Source organism: Aminiphilus circumscriptus DSM 16581, from assembly GCF_000526375.1.
GTDB lineage: Bacteria > Synergistota > Synergistia > Synergistales > Aminiphilaceae > Aminiphilus > Aminiphilus circumscriptus.
Genome location: NZ_JAFY01000001.1, coordinates 48,779 through 66,406 on the forward strand (window position 1 = coordinate 48,779; position 17,628 = coordinate 66,406).

12 protein-coding genes and 1 pseudogene are annotated in these 17,628 nt (G+C 63.1%); 7 read left to right on the forward strand and 6 right to left on the reverse strand.

Annotated features, from left to right (window positions below):
* Position 1: 1 nt before the first annotated feature.
* On the reverse strand, positions 2-1,366 hold the full coding sequence (locus tag K349_RS0100185) for an efflux RND transporter periplasmic adaptor subunit (protein ID WP_025745571.1): 1,365 nt from the start codon (positions 1,364-1,366) through the stop codon (positions 2-4).
* Entirely contained in the window at positions 1,363-2,181 is an 819-nt protein-coding gene (locus K349_RS0100190; RefSeq protein WP_025745573.1) for a TetR/AcrR family transcriptional regulator, read from the reverse strand. Before K349_RS0100190 ends, K349_RS0100185 begins: the two co-directional genes overlap by 4 nt.
* A 326-nt stretch (positions 2,182-2,507) precedes the next feature.
* Here K349_RS0100190 and K349_RS17540 point away from each other — a divergent pair, with 326 nt between their 5' ends.
* The 7 genes and pseudogenes from K349_RS17540 (at position 2,508) to K349_RS0100225 (ending at position 10,420) form a co-directional block, all read left to right on the forward strand.
* The gene (locus tag K349_RS17540) at positions 2,508-3,095 is read left to right on the forward strand and encodes a hypothetical protein (protein WP_157367208.1); all 588 of its coding nucleotides are present in this window, start codon (positions 2,508-2,510) and stop codon (positions 3,093-3,095) included.
* A gap of 402 nt (positions 3,096-3,497) precedes the next feature.
* Complete coding sequence (gene pepT, locus K349_RS0100200) at positions 3,498-4,751, forward strand: peptidase T (RefSeq protein ID WP_025745577.1); 1,254 nt, start codon at positions 3,498-3,500, stop codon at positions 4,749-4,751.
* Positions 4,752-4,905: 154 nt separating this feature from the next.
* A complete protein-coding gene (locus K349_RS0100205) occupies positions 4,906-6,414 on the forward strand; it encodes an ABC transporter substrate-binding protein (RefSeq protein ID WP_245587978.1) in 1,509 nt (502 codons plus the stop codon).
* A 128-nt stretch (positions 6,415-6,542) separates the two neighbouring features.
* On the forward strand, positions 6,543-7,472 hold the full coding sequence (locus K349_RS0100210) for an ABC transporter permease (RefSeq protein WP_025745581.1): 930 nt from the start codon (positions 6,543-6,545) through the stop codon (positions 7,470-7,472).
* Between the two features lie 53 nt (positions 7,473-7,525).
* Positions 7,526-8,352 (forward strand): annotated as a pseudogene (locus K349_RS15820) (ABC transporter permease).
* A gap of 12 nt (positions 8,353-8,364) precedes the next feature.
* Positions 8,365-9,417, forward strand: a complete 1,053-nt coding sequence (locus tag K349_RS0100220; RefSeq protein WP_025745583.1) for an ABC transporter ATP-binding protein — start codon at positions 8,365-8,367, stop codon at positions 9,415-9,417.
* Between the two features lies 1 nt (position 9,418).
* On the forward strand, positions 9,419-10,420 hold the full coding sequence (locus tag K349_RS0100225) for an ABC transporter ATP-binding protein (RefSeq protein ID WP_025745585.1): 1,002 nt from the start codon (positions 9,419-9,421) through the stop codon (positions 10,418-10,420).
* 65 nt (positions 10,421-10,485) lie between these two features.
* On the opposite strand, the gene K349_RS0100230 is transcribed toward K349_RS0100225, so the two are convergent.
* The 4 genes from K349_RS0100230 to K349_RS0100245 all read right to left on the reverse strand — a co-directional run bounded on the left by K349_RS0100230 (position 10,486) and on the right by K349_RS0100245 (position 16,537).
* Positions 10,486-11,316: a phosphoenolpyruvate hydrolase family protein gene (locus tag K349_RS0100230; RefSeq protein ID WP_025745587.1), complete on the reverse strand. Its 831-nt coding sequence runs from the start codon at positions 11,314-11,316 to the stop codon at positions 10,486-10,488.
* Between the two features lie 66 nt (positions 11,317-11,382).
* Entirely contained in the window at positions 11,383-12,579 is a 1,197-nt protein-coding gene (locus tag K349_RS0100235) for a Tm-1-like ATP-binding domain-containing protein (RefSeq protein WP_034264082.1), read from the reverse strand.
* A gap of 238 nt (positions 12,580-12,817) precedes the next feature.
* Positions 12,818-13,981: an iron-containing alcohol dehydrogenase gene (locus K349_RS0100240; RefSeq protein WP_025745590.1), complete on the reverse strand. Its 1,164-nt coding sequence runs from the start codon at positions 13,979-13,981 to the stop codon at positions 12,818-12,820.
* Between the two features lie 252 nt (positions 13,982-14,233).
* Entirely contained in the window at positions 14,234-16,537 is a 2,304-nt protein-coding gene (locus tag K349_RS0100245; RefSeq protein WP_025745592.1) for a serine hydrolase domain-containing protein, read from the reverse strand.
* Positions 16,538-17,628: the final 1,091 nt, after the last annotated feature.

Sequence of the window (17,628 nt, forward strand, 5' to 3'; positions counted from 1 at the left end):
ATCAGTCGCTCCCCTCTGCGGAGGCGGTCTTGTCACCGCTCACGTCGGCGGAGACCGTCTGCGGATCGTAGTCCGATTCCCGGGCGCGCTCCGCGGGTGTCTTGGTGCCGTTTCCGTTCGTCGCCACCTGGGCGGGACTCACCTTCATCTCCGGGCGGACGGACTGCAGCCCCAGAAGAATGATGTGCTCGCCCGGTTCGAGCCCCGAGGCGACTTCGCTCACCCGGCCGAAGGCCGCGCCGAGCCGAACGGGGCGCTTGTGTGCCACGTTTTCTCCGTCCACCACGTAGACGAAGTCCCCCGCGCTGTCCGCGAGGATCGCCTCCTGGGGAATGACGGGCACGGTGCGGGAGGTGACGGGTTTGACGCTCACCCGGACCATGCTGCCGGGAACCAGGGCCCCCCGGTCGTTTTTGAAGCGCAGGGCCACGGAAATCGTCCCGGTCTTCGCGTCCATGACGTTGTCTTCGAAATCCCGGGTGCCCTTTTCAGGGTAGGCGTCTCCGTTGGGAAGGCGGATCGCCGCGTCGTAGACGTTCTCGGCGGAGCGGAACGCCTCGAACTGGTCGAGATAGTCCCGGTCGGGGAGGGAGAAGGTGACGCGCACCGGATCCATCTGCACGATGGAAGTGAGCGTGCCGCTCGAAGGCGTCACGTAGTTTCCCCTGGTGAAGTTGACCTTGCCGGCCTTTCCCGAGATGGGCGCGGCGATCCGGGTGTAGCCCAGGTCGATCTGGGCCAGTTGGAGCGACGCCTTGGCCTGTTCCACCGCGGCCCGGTTCTGGAGAACGTCGCTCTCCGCCTGGTCGAGATCCGTCGCGGAGACGCTCCGTGCGTCCGCGGCCTTCAGGCGCTTGAGGTACTTGGACGCCCGGTCGAGCGTCGCCTCCGCCTTGGCGAGTTCCGCCTTGCGGAGCGCCACGGTGGTCCGGTACTCTTTGCTGTCGATGGTGAAGAGGAGATCCCCCGCCTTGACCATGGAGCCTTCCTTGAAATGAACCTCCTCGATGATGCCGCTGATCTGGGGCAGCAGGGAGACCGTCTGGATGGGCTCCACCCGCCCGACGTACTCCCGGCCCACCGCGAGGTCCGCCTTCTCCACGGTGTGGAGAATGACCGTGGGCGCCGGAGGCGCCATGGGCATGGTCGCCTGCGGTTTCGCCGCCTTGTCGCCGCCGGGGAGCACCGCGAGAGCGCTCTTGAGCTGGGGGGGGAGGTACGGTTCGAGGTAGGGTCTCCCGAAGTAAATCCCCGCCGCGAGAAGAAGCATCAGAAGGAAGAGCGTTCTTCCCGTTCTGCGCTTCGGCCTGCCCGTTCCGCTGGTGCCGTTCGTTCCGTGTCCGCTGTGCTGTTCCGGCGCTGTCATGCTGTGGTGCACCTTCCCTTCCTGTCGTCCTGTCGGTTCGTCGCGTCGCTCCGGAGAGCCTCCGTCGTCGCGTTCGTTCTTGCGTCGTGGTGTTCCGTTCCGCCGTCCTGGGCCCGGTGGCGTGTCGCTTTGCGGGAAGCATCTCCGCGGTTTTCGGAAGAGGCGCCACATCCTGTTCCGGGCGCCTCCGCGGCAATGGCGCCGTGCGCGCAGAGTCCCTGGAGCAGAATGGTTTTCACGGCCTCGGCGAACCCCTCTCCGGGAATGTCCAGTTTGTCGAAGACGAGCTGCTTCGCCAGTCCCACGATGGTGGCGTTCACCACCGCCTCGCCCAGCGTTGGGTCGATGGGGCGGAAAATGCCTTCCGCGGCACCCCGGGCGATGACCTTCCGGATGAAAGTCCGCACCTCCGTCAGGGGCGGATGGTGCGCGGCACAGTCATGGCCGAGTTCCCGATCCTCGTGATAGGCCTGGATCAGCGCGGCGATGACGTGACGGTCCCGGTGAAAGCCCGAGAGCGTCTCCTCCAGCACCCGGGTCAGGAGCGCGACGGGGTCGCCCTTCTCCACGTCCAGAGAGGCCACGAGGTGCCGCAGATTCGCGGTGTTGCGCTCCACCACGGCCCAGAGAAGCTCCCGCTTGTCCCGAAAATAGTTGTAGACCGTGCCCTTGGCGATGCCCACCGCCTGGGCGAGGCGCTCCATGGTCGCCCCTTTCCACCCCTCCTGAGTCAGCAACTCCTCCGCGGCGGCCAGGAGGGACTCCCGCATCATGGATTCCACAAGAGCTTTCTTCTTCTCCGAGAGACGCGCCATCTCTTCCTCCCCTCACGGTGTATCGAGAATCTCAACGGTACCGGCGCTCCGGTCGCGGCACATCTTCGCCGCACGTCGCCGTAAGAAAATGACCGATGTTTTTTTAAATGACCAAGGGTTGCGAGGCGCAATTTTACGCTTCGTTTTCCACCTTGTCAACGACCATTATGCCTGTTTCTGCACAGATGGTCGGGCCGGAGGCGGCGCACCGTGGAGGCCTGTGCGTCCCTTGCGGAAACGCGCTATACTGAGCAGGGGTTTGCCGCAGGGCAGTGCAGTCGGGGCGTGTTCAGAACGTAGTCGGGGCGAAAGGCGGTGTTCAGAACATGACGGGGACGGGTCGCAGGAAAGGACGCTTCGGATCGGAAGAGACCGGAGGGTGCGCATTCCGGCGGAATGTCCCGCCGGGGGCGTGGCGTGCGGCGGTGCTTTGCGTGCTCTGCCTGGCCCTGGGGGCGGGATTCCTCTCTCCTCCCGCCGCTGCGGGAGCTGCGGACACGGAGGCCTACATCAACGGCGTGCTCACCTTCTTCGGCGGTAACGAGGAGGCGGTGCGGGCAAAACTCGGCGAGCCCCGGCTGGTCCGAGAACGGAAGCAGCAGAACCGCCACGACGCCTCCCTCACGGATGTGGTGGTGACCCTTCTCTATTCCGAGGCGGAGGTTTCTTTCTATCGCATGGAGGCCGGGGGCGAGCTGCCCCTTACGGTGCGCGTCTTTTCGCCGAAGATGACGCTTCCGGGAGGGCTCCGGGTGGGTTCGTCCCTGTCGCAGGTTCGCGCTCTCCTCGGCGAGCCCACCGGCGAGGACGAGGGAGTGCTCCTCTACGAGACGGAGAGCGGCTACACGAACCTCGTGATCCGGTATTACCGCGACGCCGTCACCGAGATCGAGGCCAATTCCTGGCCGGATTAGGACATTCCGTTCCGTCAGGGCGAAAGGGATGTGTTGCGCTCTCTTCGGGCAATGCACGGGAGGGCTTGCGCAGGTGTGTTGAAGACATGACGTTCCGGATCGGGGTTCGGGAACGTTTGCCGGGACATCGTTCGGACCGGTGAGGAAGCGTGCCGCTCCCTGCCGGCGACAGAGGCCCGGTGGAAGCGGCATTTCAGAAAAAACTGCTCCGGGCGTCGCGGTTTTTTCGCAGCCGTTTTGTGGTGGTGGTGAGGGTGACCGTTGCGGTGGTCGCTGCGATTGCGACGGCCGTCGGGGTATGCGAAAAGGGACCTCAGGGGAGTGTTGCGGAAAGGCTGCGTTCGGACGAGGATGAAGCTGAGGACGAAGATGAGCATGAGGATGGAAAAGGAGTGATGTCGGATGTATTCTACGTTGGAGCGCTTTTTGAACTATGTTACGTATGATACCCAGTCCACGGATGAAGCTGCGGGGGTGCCCAGCACTCCCGGCCAGATGGTGCTGGCGGAGGTTTTGGCGAAGGAACTCGAGCAGCTCGGCGTGCAGGACGTTGTGGTGACGGAGAACGCCTATGTCACGGGCTCTCTTCCCTCCAACATCGCGGATCCCGCCAAGCGGAAAAAGGTGCCCGCCATCGGCTTCATCGCGCACCTCGATACCGCCACGGAGGTGACGGGAAAGAACGTGAAACCCCGGGTAGTGAAAGGCTACGACGGAGGAGACGTGATTCTGAACGAGGCGGAAGGACAGGTGCTTTCGCCGCGGGACTTTCCCTTTCTGAAGGACTGTGTGGGGAAAGATCTCGTGGTGACCGACGGCAACACCCTGCTCGGAGCGGATAACAAGGCGGGAATCGCGGAGATCATGGGCGCGCTGGACTATCTCGTCGCGCATCCCGAGGTGGAACACGGCACCGTGAAGGTGGCGTTCACTCCCGACGAAGAGGTGGGACACCTGGCGAAGTTGCTCGACATTGAGGCGTTCGGTGCGGACTTTGCCTACACCCTTGACGGAGGACCTCTGGGGGAACTCTGTTACGAAAACTTCAACGCCGCCAACGCCACCGTGGAAATCCGGGGGCGGGCGGTGCATCCGGGGAAATCCAAGGGATTGATGCTGAACGCCATCACCCTGGCCCAGGAATTCAATGCCCTTTTCCCCCCCGCGGAGACCCCGAGCACCACGGAAAACTATGAAGGCTATTATCATTGCATGGAAATGCGCGGGGTAGTGGAACATATGACGCTGAAATACCTCATCCGGGATCACGACGCGGAGAAGTTCGAGGCCCGGAAGGACTTCATGAGAAAAGCGATACGCTGGATGAACGAGAAATACGGAGAAGAGCGCTTTTCGCTCTCCATGTCGGATCAGTACAGAAACATGCGGGAGAAACTGAAGGAGCGCATGGACATCGTGGAAACCGCCATGGATGCCATGAGAGAGATCGGGGTGGAGCCCCGGATCATTCCCATGAGGGGCGGTACCGACGGAGCCGCGCTTTCCTGGCGGGGGCTGATCACGCCGAATCTTTTCGCGGGGGGCTACAATCACCACGGACGCTTCGAATTCATTCCGGTGCAGTCCATGGAGAAAGCCACGGAGATGGTGCTGAAGATTCTCGAACTCTACGTTCGCCGGAGCGAAAACGCCTGAGTGGGTGCGACGCGGCGGAACGTTGCCTGCGACAGGGGGGATGCCCGGAAAGGAATTTTCGCGAGCAGGGCCTTTTCTTGAGAAGGCACGCTGTCTTTGGAAAGTAGGGGTGTCGAACGAAGTCCGATTGTGGAGAGATGATGAGGTGAATCGAATGAAGAACGGAATGAAGAAAAGCGTTTTCGCAGTACTGGTCTCTGTTCTCGTCTTCGGTCTTTGCAGCATCGGGTGGGCCAAGGACACCCTCGTCGTGGCGGATCAGTACGATGCCACGACCATGGATCCCATCCGTCACAACGATATGCCGAGTGCCCGAGCGTGCCATTCCATCTACGACACGCTGGTCTTCCTTAACAGTGACGGGACGGTTCGCGCCGGACTCGCGGAATCCTGGGAATTTCCGTCGGACACGGCCTACAAGATGCATCTTCGCAAGGACGTGGTGTTTCACAACGGAGAGAAGATGACCGCCAAGGATGTGAAATACTCCCTGGAGCGGGCCACCACGGATCTCGGAGCGTCCATCAAGACCTACTCCCAGAACCTCGACAACGTGGAGATCGTGGACGACTACACGGTGATCATTCACCTGAAGCACCCGGACTACTCCTTCTTCCCCTCCCTCAGCCACAGTTGGGGTTCCATCCTCAACCAGAAGGCCGTGGAGGAGGCGGGGGACAACTACGGCATGCAGCCCGTGGGAACCGGGCCTTTCAAGTTCGTGAGCTGGCAGAAGGGGAACAAGTACGTTCTCGAGCGTTTCGACGCGTACTGGGGTCCCAAGGCGGGGGTCGCGAAGCTCGAAGTCCGCTCCATACCGGAACCCACGAGCCGCGCCATCGAGCTCGAAACCGGCGGAGTTGATATCGCCTACCCCATCACCACGAACGACATCAAGCGTATCGAAGAGAATAAAAACCTGGTGCTCTACCGGGTACCCCAGACGTCCGTGACCTACATGGGGTTCAACCTCTCCAAGAAGCCCTTCGACGATGTGCGCGTCCGCAAGGCCATCGATCTGGCGTTGGACACCGTGGGCATTCAGGCGGCGGTGTATCGCGGAGTCGGCAAAGTGCCCACGTCCCTTGTCCCCGGAGCGGTGAAATACTCCATCGATTCCGAGCTTCCCAAGCACGAGCAGGATGTGGAAGCGGCCAAAAAGCTCCTGGAAGAAGCGGGCATGAAGGATCTCCGCATGGAAATCTGGACGAACGAGCGGAAGGAGCGCGTGGATTCCGCCACCATCATCCAAGCACAGCTGCAGGAAATCGGCATCACGTCGGAGATCAAGGTGTTGGAGTGGGGAGCCTACCTCAGCGGCTTGCAGGAGAAGAAGCATGACATGTTCCTGCTCGGCTGGGTTTCCACCGTGCCGGATCCCAATTTCGCCGTTTCGGGGCTTCTCGAGTCCACCTCGGGAACGAACTTCACCTTCACCAGTGACGCGAAGCTCGACGAATACCTCGCCAAGGGGCGCGGCACGCCGGACGGAGAGGAACGCGCCAAAATCTACAAGGAGCTCCAGCTCTACATCAACGAGCTGCATCCCATGGTGTACATCCACAACGACGAATCCATCGCGGGAGCCCAGAAAAACGTGAAGGGCTTCGAGATCCGCGGCAACGAGGTGCACTCTTTCCGGCAGGCCTCCATCGAGGAGTAACGCACCTGCGACGCACGTTGTTCCGCACATCCTTTCCGTTTTCGGGAGGGTGCGGTTTTACGGCGAGGGGGGGGAAACCCCCCTCGCCGTTTCCCGAGTCGTAAAAAGAACAAAGGAGGGGACACTTCGTGCTACGCTACGTCGTTCGACGCATCCTGTTTTTGATACCTGTTTTCCTGGGGGTGACGTTCTGCGTTTTCACGTTGCTTTATCTCACTCCGGGAGACCCCGCACGAATGGTCCTCGGGGATCTGGCGACGGAAAAGGCCGTGCAGGAATTCCGGGACAAGGAGGGGTTGAACGATCCCTTTCTGGTGCAGTTCGGAAGCTACGTCTACAAAGCGGCGACCAAGGGGGACATCGGGCGCTCCTACATCACGAAACGCCCCGTGATGGAGGAAATCCTGACGGCCTTCCCCTACACGATAAAGCTGTCAGCCCTGTCCATGCTGATCTCCATTCTCATCGGCATCCCCTGCGGCATTCTCTCCGCCATCAGACAATATTCCATCTTTGACGTGGTCACCATGATCTTTGCCATGATAGGGCTCTCCATGCCCGTTTTCTGGCTGGGGCTCCTGCTGATCCTCCTCTTCTCCGTGCAGCTTCACTGGCTTCCCTCATCGGGATTCGACACGTGGCAGGCCATGATACTGCCTTCCCTGGCCCTTTCCGCCCAGGCCATTTCCATCATCACCCGCATGACCCGCTCCTCCATGCTCGAAGTCATCCGGGCGGACTACATACGCACCGCCCGCGCCAAGGGTCAGAAGGAATCCGTCGTCATCTGGGTGCACGCGCTGTACAACGCCCTGATTCCCGTGGTGACCGTCTGCGGCCTCCAATTCGGCGTGCTCCTCGCGGGAGCCATCCTCACGGAATCCATTTTCGCCATTCCCGGCATAGGGCGCCTCATGGTGGAATCCATCAAAATGCGTGATTATCCCGTCGTACAGGGAGGCGTGCTCTTCGTGGCGATAACCTTCAGCCTGGTCAATCTCTTCGTGGATCTCGTCTACGCCTATCTGGATCCGCGGATCAAGGCACAGTACAAGTAGGGGGGAAAAAGATGAATACGGCCATAGAACAAAGAAAGAAACGAACTCCCCTCATGGAGGTGCTCTTTCGCCTGAAGAAAAGCCCCCTCGCCATGGTGGGGCTCCTGGTGGTGATCCTTCTGGTCGTCGTCGCGCTCTTTGCGAACGTCCTGGCTCCCTACAGCTATTCGAAACAACATCTGACGCATATGTTCGAAGGCCCGTCGAAGAACTTTCTCCTGGGGACGGACGAGTTCGGCCGGGATATCCTGAGCCGCCTCATCTACGGAGCGCGCATCTCCCTCATGGTGGGCTTCATCGCGGTGAGCATCGCCCTTTTGGCGGGGGGAGTGCTGGGGCCATTTCGGGGTACTACGGAGGGTGGATCGACAATGCGATCATGCGGGTGATGGACGTGCTGCTCTCCATTCCGCAGACCCTTCTCGCCATCGCCATCGCGGCGTCTCTCGGTCCCGGGCTCTTCAACCTGATGATCGCCGTGGGGGTCTCCTCCATGCCGCAATATGCCCGGATCGTCCGAAGCTCGGTGCTCTCCATACGGGGCATGGAGTTCATCGAAGCGGCCCACGCGGTGGGCTCTTCGGACATGCGCATCATCTTCAAGCATATCCTGCCCAACAGCATGGCCCCCATCATCGTGCAGGCGACTCTGGGAGTGGCCTTCGCCATTCTGAACGCCGCAGGGCTTTCCTTCATCGGGCTGGGAATCCAGCCCCCCTATCCCGAATGGGGCGCCATGCTTTCCGGAGGGCGCCAGTACATCCGGGATTACCCGCACCTCACCCTCTACCCCGGGCTTGCCATCATGATCACCATTCTCGCGCTCAACTTCCTGGGGGACGGTCTTCGGGACGCTCTCGATCCCAAACTCAAACGTTAAGGAGACCCGGAGATGAAGCCGACAGCGAAAAACGACCGCATTCCCGCGCCCGAGGAACGTCTTCTTCTGGAAATCCGGGACCTCGTGATCCACTACGAAACCGACGACGGCACGGTGCACGCCGTGGAAAACCTGGATCTCCGGCTCAAGCGGGGCGAGACCCTCGGGTTCGTCGGAGAAACGGGAGCCGGAAAGACCACCACGGCCCTCGGCATCATGCGCCTCATTCCCTCCCCTCCGGGAGTGATCAAATCGGGAAAGATTCTTTTTGAAGGCGAGGATCTCCTGGAGAAGAGCGAGGCGGAAATGCGCGCCATCCGGGGGGACAAGATCGCCATGATCTTCCAGGATCCCATGACCAGCCTCAATCCGGTGATGACCATGGGAAAACAGATCGCGGAGGTCGTCAAACTCCACAGAAAGGTCTCGGAGAAAGAGGCCCTCGCCATCGCGGGAGACATGCTGGAACTCGTGGGCATACCCCGGGAGCGCATCCATGAATATCCCCACCAGTTTTCCGGAGGCATGAAACAGCGGGTGGTCATCGCCATCGCCCTGGTGTGCGACCCGAGCCTCCTGATCGCGGACGAACCCACCACGGCGCTCGATGTGACCATTCAGGCCCAGGTGCTGAACCTGATGAAAAAGCTCAAGCAGCAGTTCAGCGCGTCCATGATCCTCATCACCCACGACATGGGCATCGTGGCGGATATCTGCGATACCGTGGCCATCATGTACGCCGGACGGGTGGTGGAATATGCGGACAAGGCATCCCTCTTCACCTGTCCCGTGCATCCCTATACAGTGGGGCTCTTCGACTCCGTCCCCGACCTGGAGGACGACAAGGAGGAGCTCAACGTCATTCCCGGACTGATGCCGGATCCCATGGACCTTCCCCAGGGCTGCACCTTCCATCCCCGGTGCCGTTTCGCGGTGGAAGCCTGCCGTCTGGAGAAACCCGCCATGAGAGAAGTCGCGCCGGGGCACTTCGTGGCCTGTCCGGTACGGGCGAAAATGCTCCGGGAGCATCCGGAGAAGAACGCCGGAAACGAAGGGGAGAACTAGGATGAAGACGACACAGGAAACCACTCCCTATATCGACGTACGGGGGCTGAAGAAATATTTCTCCACCAAGCGCGGCACGCTGCATGCGGTGGATGACGTGGACCTCTTCATCAATCGGGGGGAGACCCTGGGGCTCGTGGGGGAATCGGGCTGCGGCAAATCGACGCTCGGACGCTGCCTGATCCGTCTTCTGGAGCCCACCGCGGGAGAGATCCGGGTGAACGCCGAGGATGGCAAGGGGACGGACATCACCGGTCTGGGAAAAGCGAAAATGAAGGAGATGCGCAAAAAACTCCAGATCGTTTTTCAGGACCCCTACGCTTCTTTGAACCCTCGTCTTCCCGTGTGGGAACTCATCGCGGAACCTCTCCGGGTGAACAGCTTCTGCAAGAGCAAGGAGGACATGCAGAAACGCATCCGATATCTCATGGACGTTGTGGGGCTTGCGGAACGCCTGGAAAACACCTATCCCCACGAACTCGACGGAGGACGCAGGCAGCGTATCGGCGTCGCGCGAGCGCTTGCGCTGGAACCCGAGTTCATCGTTCTCGACGAGCCCGTGTCGGCCCTTGACGTCTGCATCCAGGCCCAGATCCTGAACCTGCTCCACCGCCTGCAGAAGGAGTTTTCCTACACCTATCTCTTCATCTCCCACGACCTGAGCGTGGTCAAGCACGTTTCCGACCGGATCGCGGTCATGTACCTCGGAAAAATCGTGGAGACGGGAGAATATCGGGAACTCTTCAGAAAGCCCCTGCATCCCTACACGCAGGCGCTTCTTTCGGCGATTCCCGTGGCGAAGCTCAACGTGGCGCGGGAACAGATTCTTCTGGAGGGCGATGTGCCGAGCCCCGTGAATCCTCCTCCGGGGTGCCGTTTCATGCCCCGCTGCCATTACGCCCAGGAAATCTGTTCCAGGGAGCTGCCGAAGCTCCGGGAACACGAGCCGCAGCATTTCGTCGCGTGCCATTTCACAGGCAACCTGCAGCCGAAGACAAAATGACGTAACCGCGCCGCCGCGCCAGGGCCCGGCGGCGTTTTTGTGCAACGTGACCGGCCTGCCCGGCTCTAGAAGCTGATGTTCTTGAAGGCCTCGGTCTGGGCCTTGATGGCCTTTTCCACGGGAAGGCGCTCCATGCTGCTGGCGCCGTAGAAGCCGTGCACGTGTTTGCAAGTCCGGAGGATGAACGCCGCGTCCTCGGGCTCGGCGATGGGGCCGCCGTGGCAGAGGACGAGCACGTCCTTGCGGACGCGCAGGGCCGCCTCGGCCCAGGCGTCGATGAGTTCCGCACACTGGGGCAGCGTCTTCGCCGTGGCGGCGCCGATGCTTCCCTTGGTGGTGAGCCCCATGTGGCAGACGAGGATGTCCGCTCCCGCGGCGGCCATGGCGGCGGCGTCCTCGGCGGAGAAGACGTAGGGGGTGGTGAGAAGCCCCATTTCGCCGGCCCGGCGGATGGCCTCCACCTCAAGGGCGTAGCCCATGCCGGTCTCCTCCAGGTTGGCCCGAAAGACCCCGTCGATGAGTCCCACGGTGGGGAAGTTTTGCACGCCCGCAAAGCCCAGGTCGAGGAGCTGCCGAAGGAAAACGTCCCAGATGACGAAGGGATCCGTGCCGTTGATGCCCGCCAGCACGGGGGTTTTCTTCGTCACGGGGAGCACTTCCCGGGCCATTTCCAGCACGATGTCGTTGGCGTTGCCGTAGGCGAGCAGCCCCGCAAGGGAGCCCCTCCCGGCCATGCGGTACTTGCCGGAGTTGTAGATGACGATGAGGTCGATGCCTCCCGCCTCCTCCCATTTGGCGGACATGCCTGTTCCCGCGCCGCCGCCGATGATGGGAATCCGCCGCTCCGCCATCTCGCGGAAGCGCGTCAGAAGGTCCGCCTTGTTCCATCTTGCCATGAGATGTCCTCTCCTTTCCCAATGTTCCTGTTCTGTGTTCCCGGATCTGCCGCGTTGCGGCGAGGTCTACGCGATCTCCCGGAAGGCCGCCACGAGAGCGGCGGCGAACTCGGGATCGTTGATGTTGTGCGGCAGGGAGACGAGTTGTCGCGACGGAGTCTGCACCACGTTGGCCTTCAGGGTCTCGAAGAGGGCCGCGTCCGCCTCGGGATCGTAAAAGGGAAGGCCCGGCGCGTCGATCATGGAGACGCCCTTCTCGGGGAGGAGGAAGCGCACCGGCCCCTCCATGCGGTTGAGCCGCTCCGCGATCCATTCGCCCATGCGGCGGTTTTCCTCGGGGGTGGTGCGCATGAGCGTCACCTGGGGGTTGTGCACGTGGAAGAGGCGGTCCCGGTAGCGCTCGGGAACGGTGTCCCGGGCGCCGAAGTTCACCATGTCCAGGGCGCCCACGGAGCCCACGTAGGGAGTGCGGGTGCGGATCACCGCGCCGAAGCGGTCCTCCGTGCAGGGAAAGACGCCTCCCATGAGCAGGTCGCACACTTCCGTGGTGGTGATGTCCAGCACGCCCGCGAGGAGCCCCGAGTCGGCGAGCTTCTCCATGGACTGGCCTCCCGTGCCGGTGGCGTGGAAGACCAGGCAGTCGTATTCCGTTTCGAGGGCCTTGCGCACCATGTCCACGCAGGGGGTGGTGACGCCGAACATGGTCATGCCCAGGGCTGGGCGGTCCTGTCCCTCCGGAACGGGGTTTTGGATCATGCCCGCCAGAGCGTGGGCGGCGTTGGCGAGCACCACCCGGGAGATGCGGTTGATGCCCGCCACGTCCGTCACGGAATAGAGCATGCAGATGTCGTTGGGGCCCACGTAGGGGGCCACGTTGCTCGATGCCACGGTGGAGACCATCATCTTGGGCACGCCGATGGGGAGGGTGCGCAGGCCCGTGCAGACCAGGGAGGTGCCTCCGGAGCCGCCGAGGCCGAGGACGCCCCCCACGTCGGTGCGGCTCGCGAGAAAGGCCGCGAAGGCGGCGGCCATGTCCGCCACGGCGCGCCCGCGGTCGTCGGCGGTGTCGAGAAAGTTTGGGTCCGTCGGCGAGAAGGCCGCCACCTCCCGGTTGGTCACGTCGGGCTTTCCCCTGGGGGCGCGGATGCCCACGTCCACCAGCAGGGTCGGAACGCCCTGGGCCGCGATGAGATCCCGCACGTAGGCGAGATCCTCGTACTTGGTGTCGCAGGTTCCCACTACATAAGCTTTCTTCGTCGTCACTGCCGTCGCCTCCTTTTCGTTCTCCTCCGTCGTCTCCTTATAGACCGGACGCTCCGGACCGCTCTTCTGACGCTCTTTCGTCCTTGAGAAACCCTGAGTAAAGGGTTTTTCTTCCTCGATTGGACCGCATGGCGTTTTTTCGAGGTCGGCGTGGCATTTTTCAGAGGTTCCCCTGACTTGAGGATGCACCGAGGGGGCTTTCGTTTTCCTAGGGGGCGTGGAGCCCGGGAATCAGGCCTTACCGCAGCGAATTCAGAATGGCGAGCACCTCGTCCTTGCCGAGGGGGACGAAGGCCCCCACCGGCCCTTTCTCCACGGCTTTGGCGGCCATCTCCTCCAGACGGTCCGCGGGGACGCCCAGCTCCGCCAGGGTGAGGGGCAGGCCGCAGCCCCGGATCCACGCCTCCAGGCGGCGGATGCCCTCCAGGGCGGTGTCCTCCAGGTCGAAGGGATTCATGTCTACGTCCATCACCCGGTGGGCGAACTGGGCGAATCGGGGCACGTCGTGGGAAAGGACGAAGCGCATCCACGCCGGAAAGACCGCCGCGAGCCCTGCCCCGTGGGGAACGTCGTAGATGGCGGAGAGTTCGTGCTCGATCTTGTGGGAGCCCCAGTCGCCGAGGCGTCCCGTGTCGAGGATGCCCGAGTGGGCGTTGGTGGCGCTCCACATGAGTTCCGCCCGGGCGGCGTAGTCGTCGGGCTTCGCCAGCGCCCGGGGGAGGTTGGCGAGGATGGTCTTCATGGTGCCCTCGCAGAGCCGGTCCGTGAGTTCCACGTCGCGGTCGTTGGTGAAGTAGCGCTCCAGCACGTGGGCCAGCATGTCCATGGCGCCGTAGCGCGTCTGGTCCGCGGGGAGGGAGAAGGTGAGTTCCGGGTTGAGCAGGGCGAAGCGGGGGCGGAGGATCGTGCCCTTGCAGCTCCGCTTGTACCACCCCTTCTCGTTGGTCACCACCGAGGTGGGGCTCGTCTCGCTTCCCGCGGCGGGAATGGTGAGCACCACTCCCACGGGCAGGGCCCTTTCGGGAACGGCCGTCTCGTCGTAGAAGTTCCACACGGGGCCGTCGTAGGGGACGCCGAGGGCGATGCCCTTCGCGGAGTCGATGACGCTGCCGCCCCCCACGGCGAGGATCAGGTCCACACCCTCCCGGCGGCAGAGGGCGATGCCCTCCTCCACCAGGGAGAGCCGGGGATTGGGCTGCACTCCTCCGAGTTCGACCGCCGCGAGCCCCGCCTCTTCGAGCGAGCCCCGGATGCGGTCCAGAAGGCCGCTTCGTTTGACGCTGCCGCCGCCGTAGTGGAGCAGCACTTTTTTCGCGAGGTGCGCCGCCTCGGCTCCGGCGGCGAGTTCCGCGCCGCGGCCGAAGACGATTTTCGTGGGATTTTCGTAGGTGAAGTCTCTCATGGTGTCTCCTCTCCCAGCATAGAGTCGTTGTGCTTCCTCCGGTATGACGTGGTCCCGGAAAGAACGTGTTCTAACGTGCTCTCAAGAGGTGCGCCTCTTCGCAGGCAACACACACTCTTTCGGATCGTCGCCGGTCCGTGTACGGTGCATCATGGGCAAAAGATTTCCCCGAAGGGGCGGCCTTGCATTTGCATGCACAGGCATTTCCGACGACGGCGGAATATCGTCGGAGCGGGCACGTCCCTCCGTCTCTTACGGCTTTGGCGCGGAGACGACCTTGAAGGGCTTTCCCGGCGCGGCCCAGACGGCCAGATAGGCGCCGCCCTCGGGGAGGGCGAGTTCCGCCGCGCCCCATCCCTCGCCGACGCAGACGAAGTGCGCGTCCCAGAGAACCCACCGCAGGTCCGCCTCGGGGGAGCCTTCAATGGCCACCGTGCCGCTCTCGGGGGGAAGGAAGAGCCACCGGATGTCGTCGCCGCCGCCCAAAAAGAGCATCTCCCCCTGTGCGGGGGCCTTGGACACGGAGTCGAGAGGGCGGAACGTGTACCCCTGGAAGCGGAGCCACTCTTTGTCGCCCTTGGGAAGAATCTCCAGGTCGCTCAGGTCACGTCCCAAAGCGGTGGGAAGAAGCAAGTCCATGAGGGCGTGGGTGTCGTCGCCCCGGGCGGCGTTCACGTGCTGGAATCCGCCGCCGGTCACGTCGCTCTGCACGAAGAGATGCCCGTCGAGCCCCTCCACGGCGTGGAGGCGGAGCCGCGGGTCCGGTCCCGACGGCCACAGCAGGGATGCCGCCGGTTCGTCCGCGGCGAGCCAGGCCGTGTCCAGGCGTGCCTTCCAGGCCGGGGAGAGGGGCGCTCCGGGGACGAGGCGCTGCATGATGGGCATGGCGTCTGTGTAATGTCCGTGGCCGAAGGGCATCTCCGCCGCGATGTAGTCCCTGCCGTCGCCCCGGACGAAGAAATATTCGGGATAGCGGGCGCCCTTGTTTCCGGAGTAGCGTCCGTTCTCCCGGTAGTGCAGTCCCTCCGCAGCGGATTCCCAGGCATCGCCGCTGCGGACGCGCAGGTCCAGTCCGCCCTTTGCGTCGGCCTGAAGGAAGTAGAGTTTCTCGTGGTTGGCGAAGAAGCCCGAGTATCTCTCGATGTCCTCCGGGGCGGGCGTCGCCTCGGGGAGCAGATCCGGCGAGAGCGGGGCCGGAAGGGCTGCGAGGGTTCCCCGGTCCACCAGCGCCGCAAGAAGGGCCAGCTCCGCCAGGGCGGCGAGGTTCACGCCGGCGCTGTTGGCGCTGAGCACCGCCACGCCGAGATTCGCCTCGGGGAGCACGATCAGTTGGGAGAAATAGTAGGCGGTGCCGCCGTTCTTCGCAAGGGCGGCATGTCCCAGGACACCCAGTCCGGGCTGCGCCACCGAATCCCATCCCAGACCATAGCGGACGACCTTGGTGTCCACGAGGCGGAAGCTCCCCTCGGTACGGTCTTTCGCCGTGGCCGCGACGGATTCCTCGGAGAGGATGCGCACGTCTCCCCAGGCGCCGCCGCCGGCGATCATGGCGAGGAAGTTCGCCAGGTCCCCCGCGGTGGAGCGGATGCCGCCGCTCGCGCAGGGATTGGTGTATTCCAGGGGAAGAAGGTCTCCGTCGTCGGGATATCCCTTGGCATAGCTTCCCTCGGGAAGCGGCTCCAGGGGAAAGCTGCTGTGCGTCATGCCCAGGGGAGCAAAGACCTCCCGGGCCACGTACTCCGGATAGGGAACGCCCGTCACGGCCCGAAGGACATGCTCGAAGAGGGTGAAACCGTCGTTGCAGTACACGTGCATGTACCCCGGGGCGTGCTTGAGGCGGCTCTGTTCCAGCGAGGCCCGCACGTCCGCCGGATAGGAGGGGCGGGGGCGGGAGGTGAAGCCGCCCCGGTAGGTGGAGCCGGGGAAGCCCGAGGAATGGTCCAGGAGCATGCCCACCGTGAGATCCTTGGCCTCGGGGGAGCGCATGGCGAAGTCCGGCAGGTAGTCCGTCACGGGACGGTCGAGGTCGAGTTTGCCCTCCTCCACGAGCTTCATCGCGGCGGCGGCGGCGAAGACCTTGCTCTCCGAGCCGATGCCGAAGATGGTATCCGGCGCGGCGGGCCGCCCTGTTTCGCGGTCGGCGATGCCGAAGGCGAGTTCCCAGGCGGTTTTGCCGTCCGCCATGAGCGCCACGGTGAGGGACATGCGGGGATGCTCGGCGAGCGCCTCTCGGGCGAAGCGCGTCACCTCCGCCTTGGAGAAGGCGTAGGGCTCCGCCGGAGCGGTTTCCTGCGAGAGGGCGTCCTCGGCTGCCTGGGGCGCGGGGATGGCGGCGGGTTCTTCCGGTGCGGGTGGTGTCTCGGGTGCCCGCAGCACCACGGAGAGGACCGCCCAGAAGAGGAGCATCACCACCGGAAAGAGCATCACTGGGTGTCCCGTCCGCGCCCGCGCCGGAGCCTGGGGCGGTGCCGCCTTCTTCGGAGGGGTGTTCTTGCCGTTTCCGCCCCCGCCGTTCTTGTTGCCGCCGGTGCTGTTTTTGCGCTGTTTCGTGTCCATGGCGAAACCTCCCTCGCAATGCGCCGGACGCGCCCTTCCGGGCGGTCGCTGCCGGAAACCGTTCTCCCGAGCTGCCTGTGTTTTTCCTGTAAACCGAGCCGAAAGAGTGCGGGGTGAAAACGAAAAAATCCCTGGGCGGATTTCGTGATGTTCCAGGGGGTTTTTCCGGAGATCGCCGCGCTGTGCCGGGACACTTCACCCGAAGCCTAGCACTGCGCCGAAAACACGTCAACGAAGCAAGCCGCCTCATGGAACCGGACAGTGTGTTCCCCCCGGAGCGGAACGCGAAAAATGTTCCCTATGACGAACAGGGGCGACGTCTTCATGCAGACGAAGAAAGCGGAGAGTTGTCCGCTTCCGGATCGACCGGTTCCTTGCCCGGGTGTCGTTTCTTCCGAGGAGAGTGATGTGCGCGCCCGGGCGCGAAGAACGCCCCCTGCGCGAGGATGGCGTGCGGGACCTGGGGCCGGAGCCGCGACCGGAAACCGGAAGAGGATATGTCCGACTCCGGGAGGTCGGGGGCAGAGCGCGGCGTCGGGTCGGTCCTGAGAAAGCGGGTCAAATGCCGGGAAGCACCGAGGACGTGATGCGGTGTCCGGCTCGGGTCCGGAGGCGTAGCCGGCGGCGGAGAAAGCACTCCGAGATATTGAAGACACTGTGAGAGTTCGGAGGAGAGGAAGTAACTCTCATTGTGTATTCACATTTTTGTTGCAAAAGAATGCTATGCTGACCACGGATGAAAAAGAGAGCGAGATGTTCTGTTTCCGCAGGCATTGCAGGGAATGAAGAGCAGCAAGGCCGCAAGACAGACAAGGTAAAAGGCAAGGCAACAAGGTCGTAAGCAGGCAAGCAGACAGCAACAAAGCCGCAAGCAGGTAAGGTAAAAAGGCAAGGCAGGCAGGAAGGAAGGAAGGAAAGGAAGGAAGGAAGGAAGGAAGGAAAGAAAGGAAAGAAAGGAAAGAAAGGAAGAGTCTTCTCCCGGCGGCCCTTTCGAAGGGGTCCTGGCCTGACGGAGGCGACGCACGCACGAAAGAGCGGGGGAGACGGAGGCGGGAAGAGCCGGAGGAGCAGGCGGCGCAAGCGGACCTGTG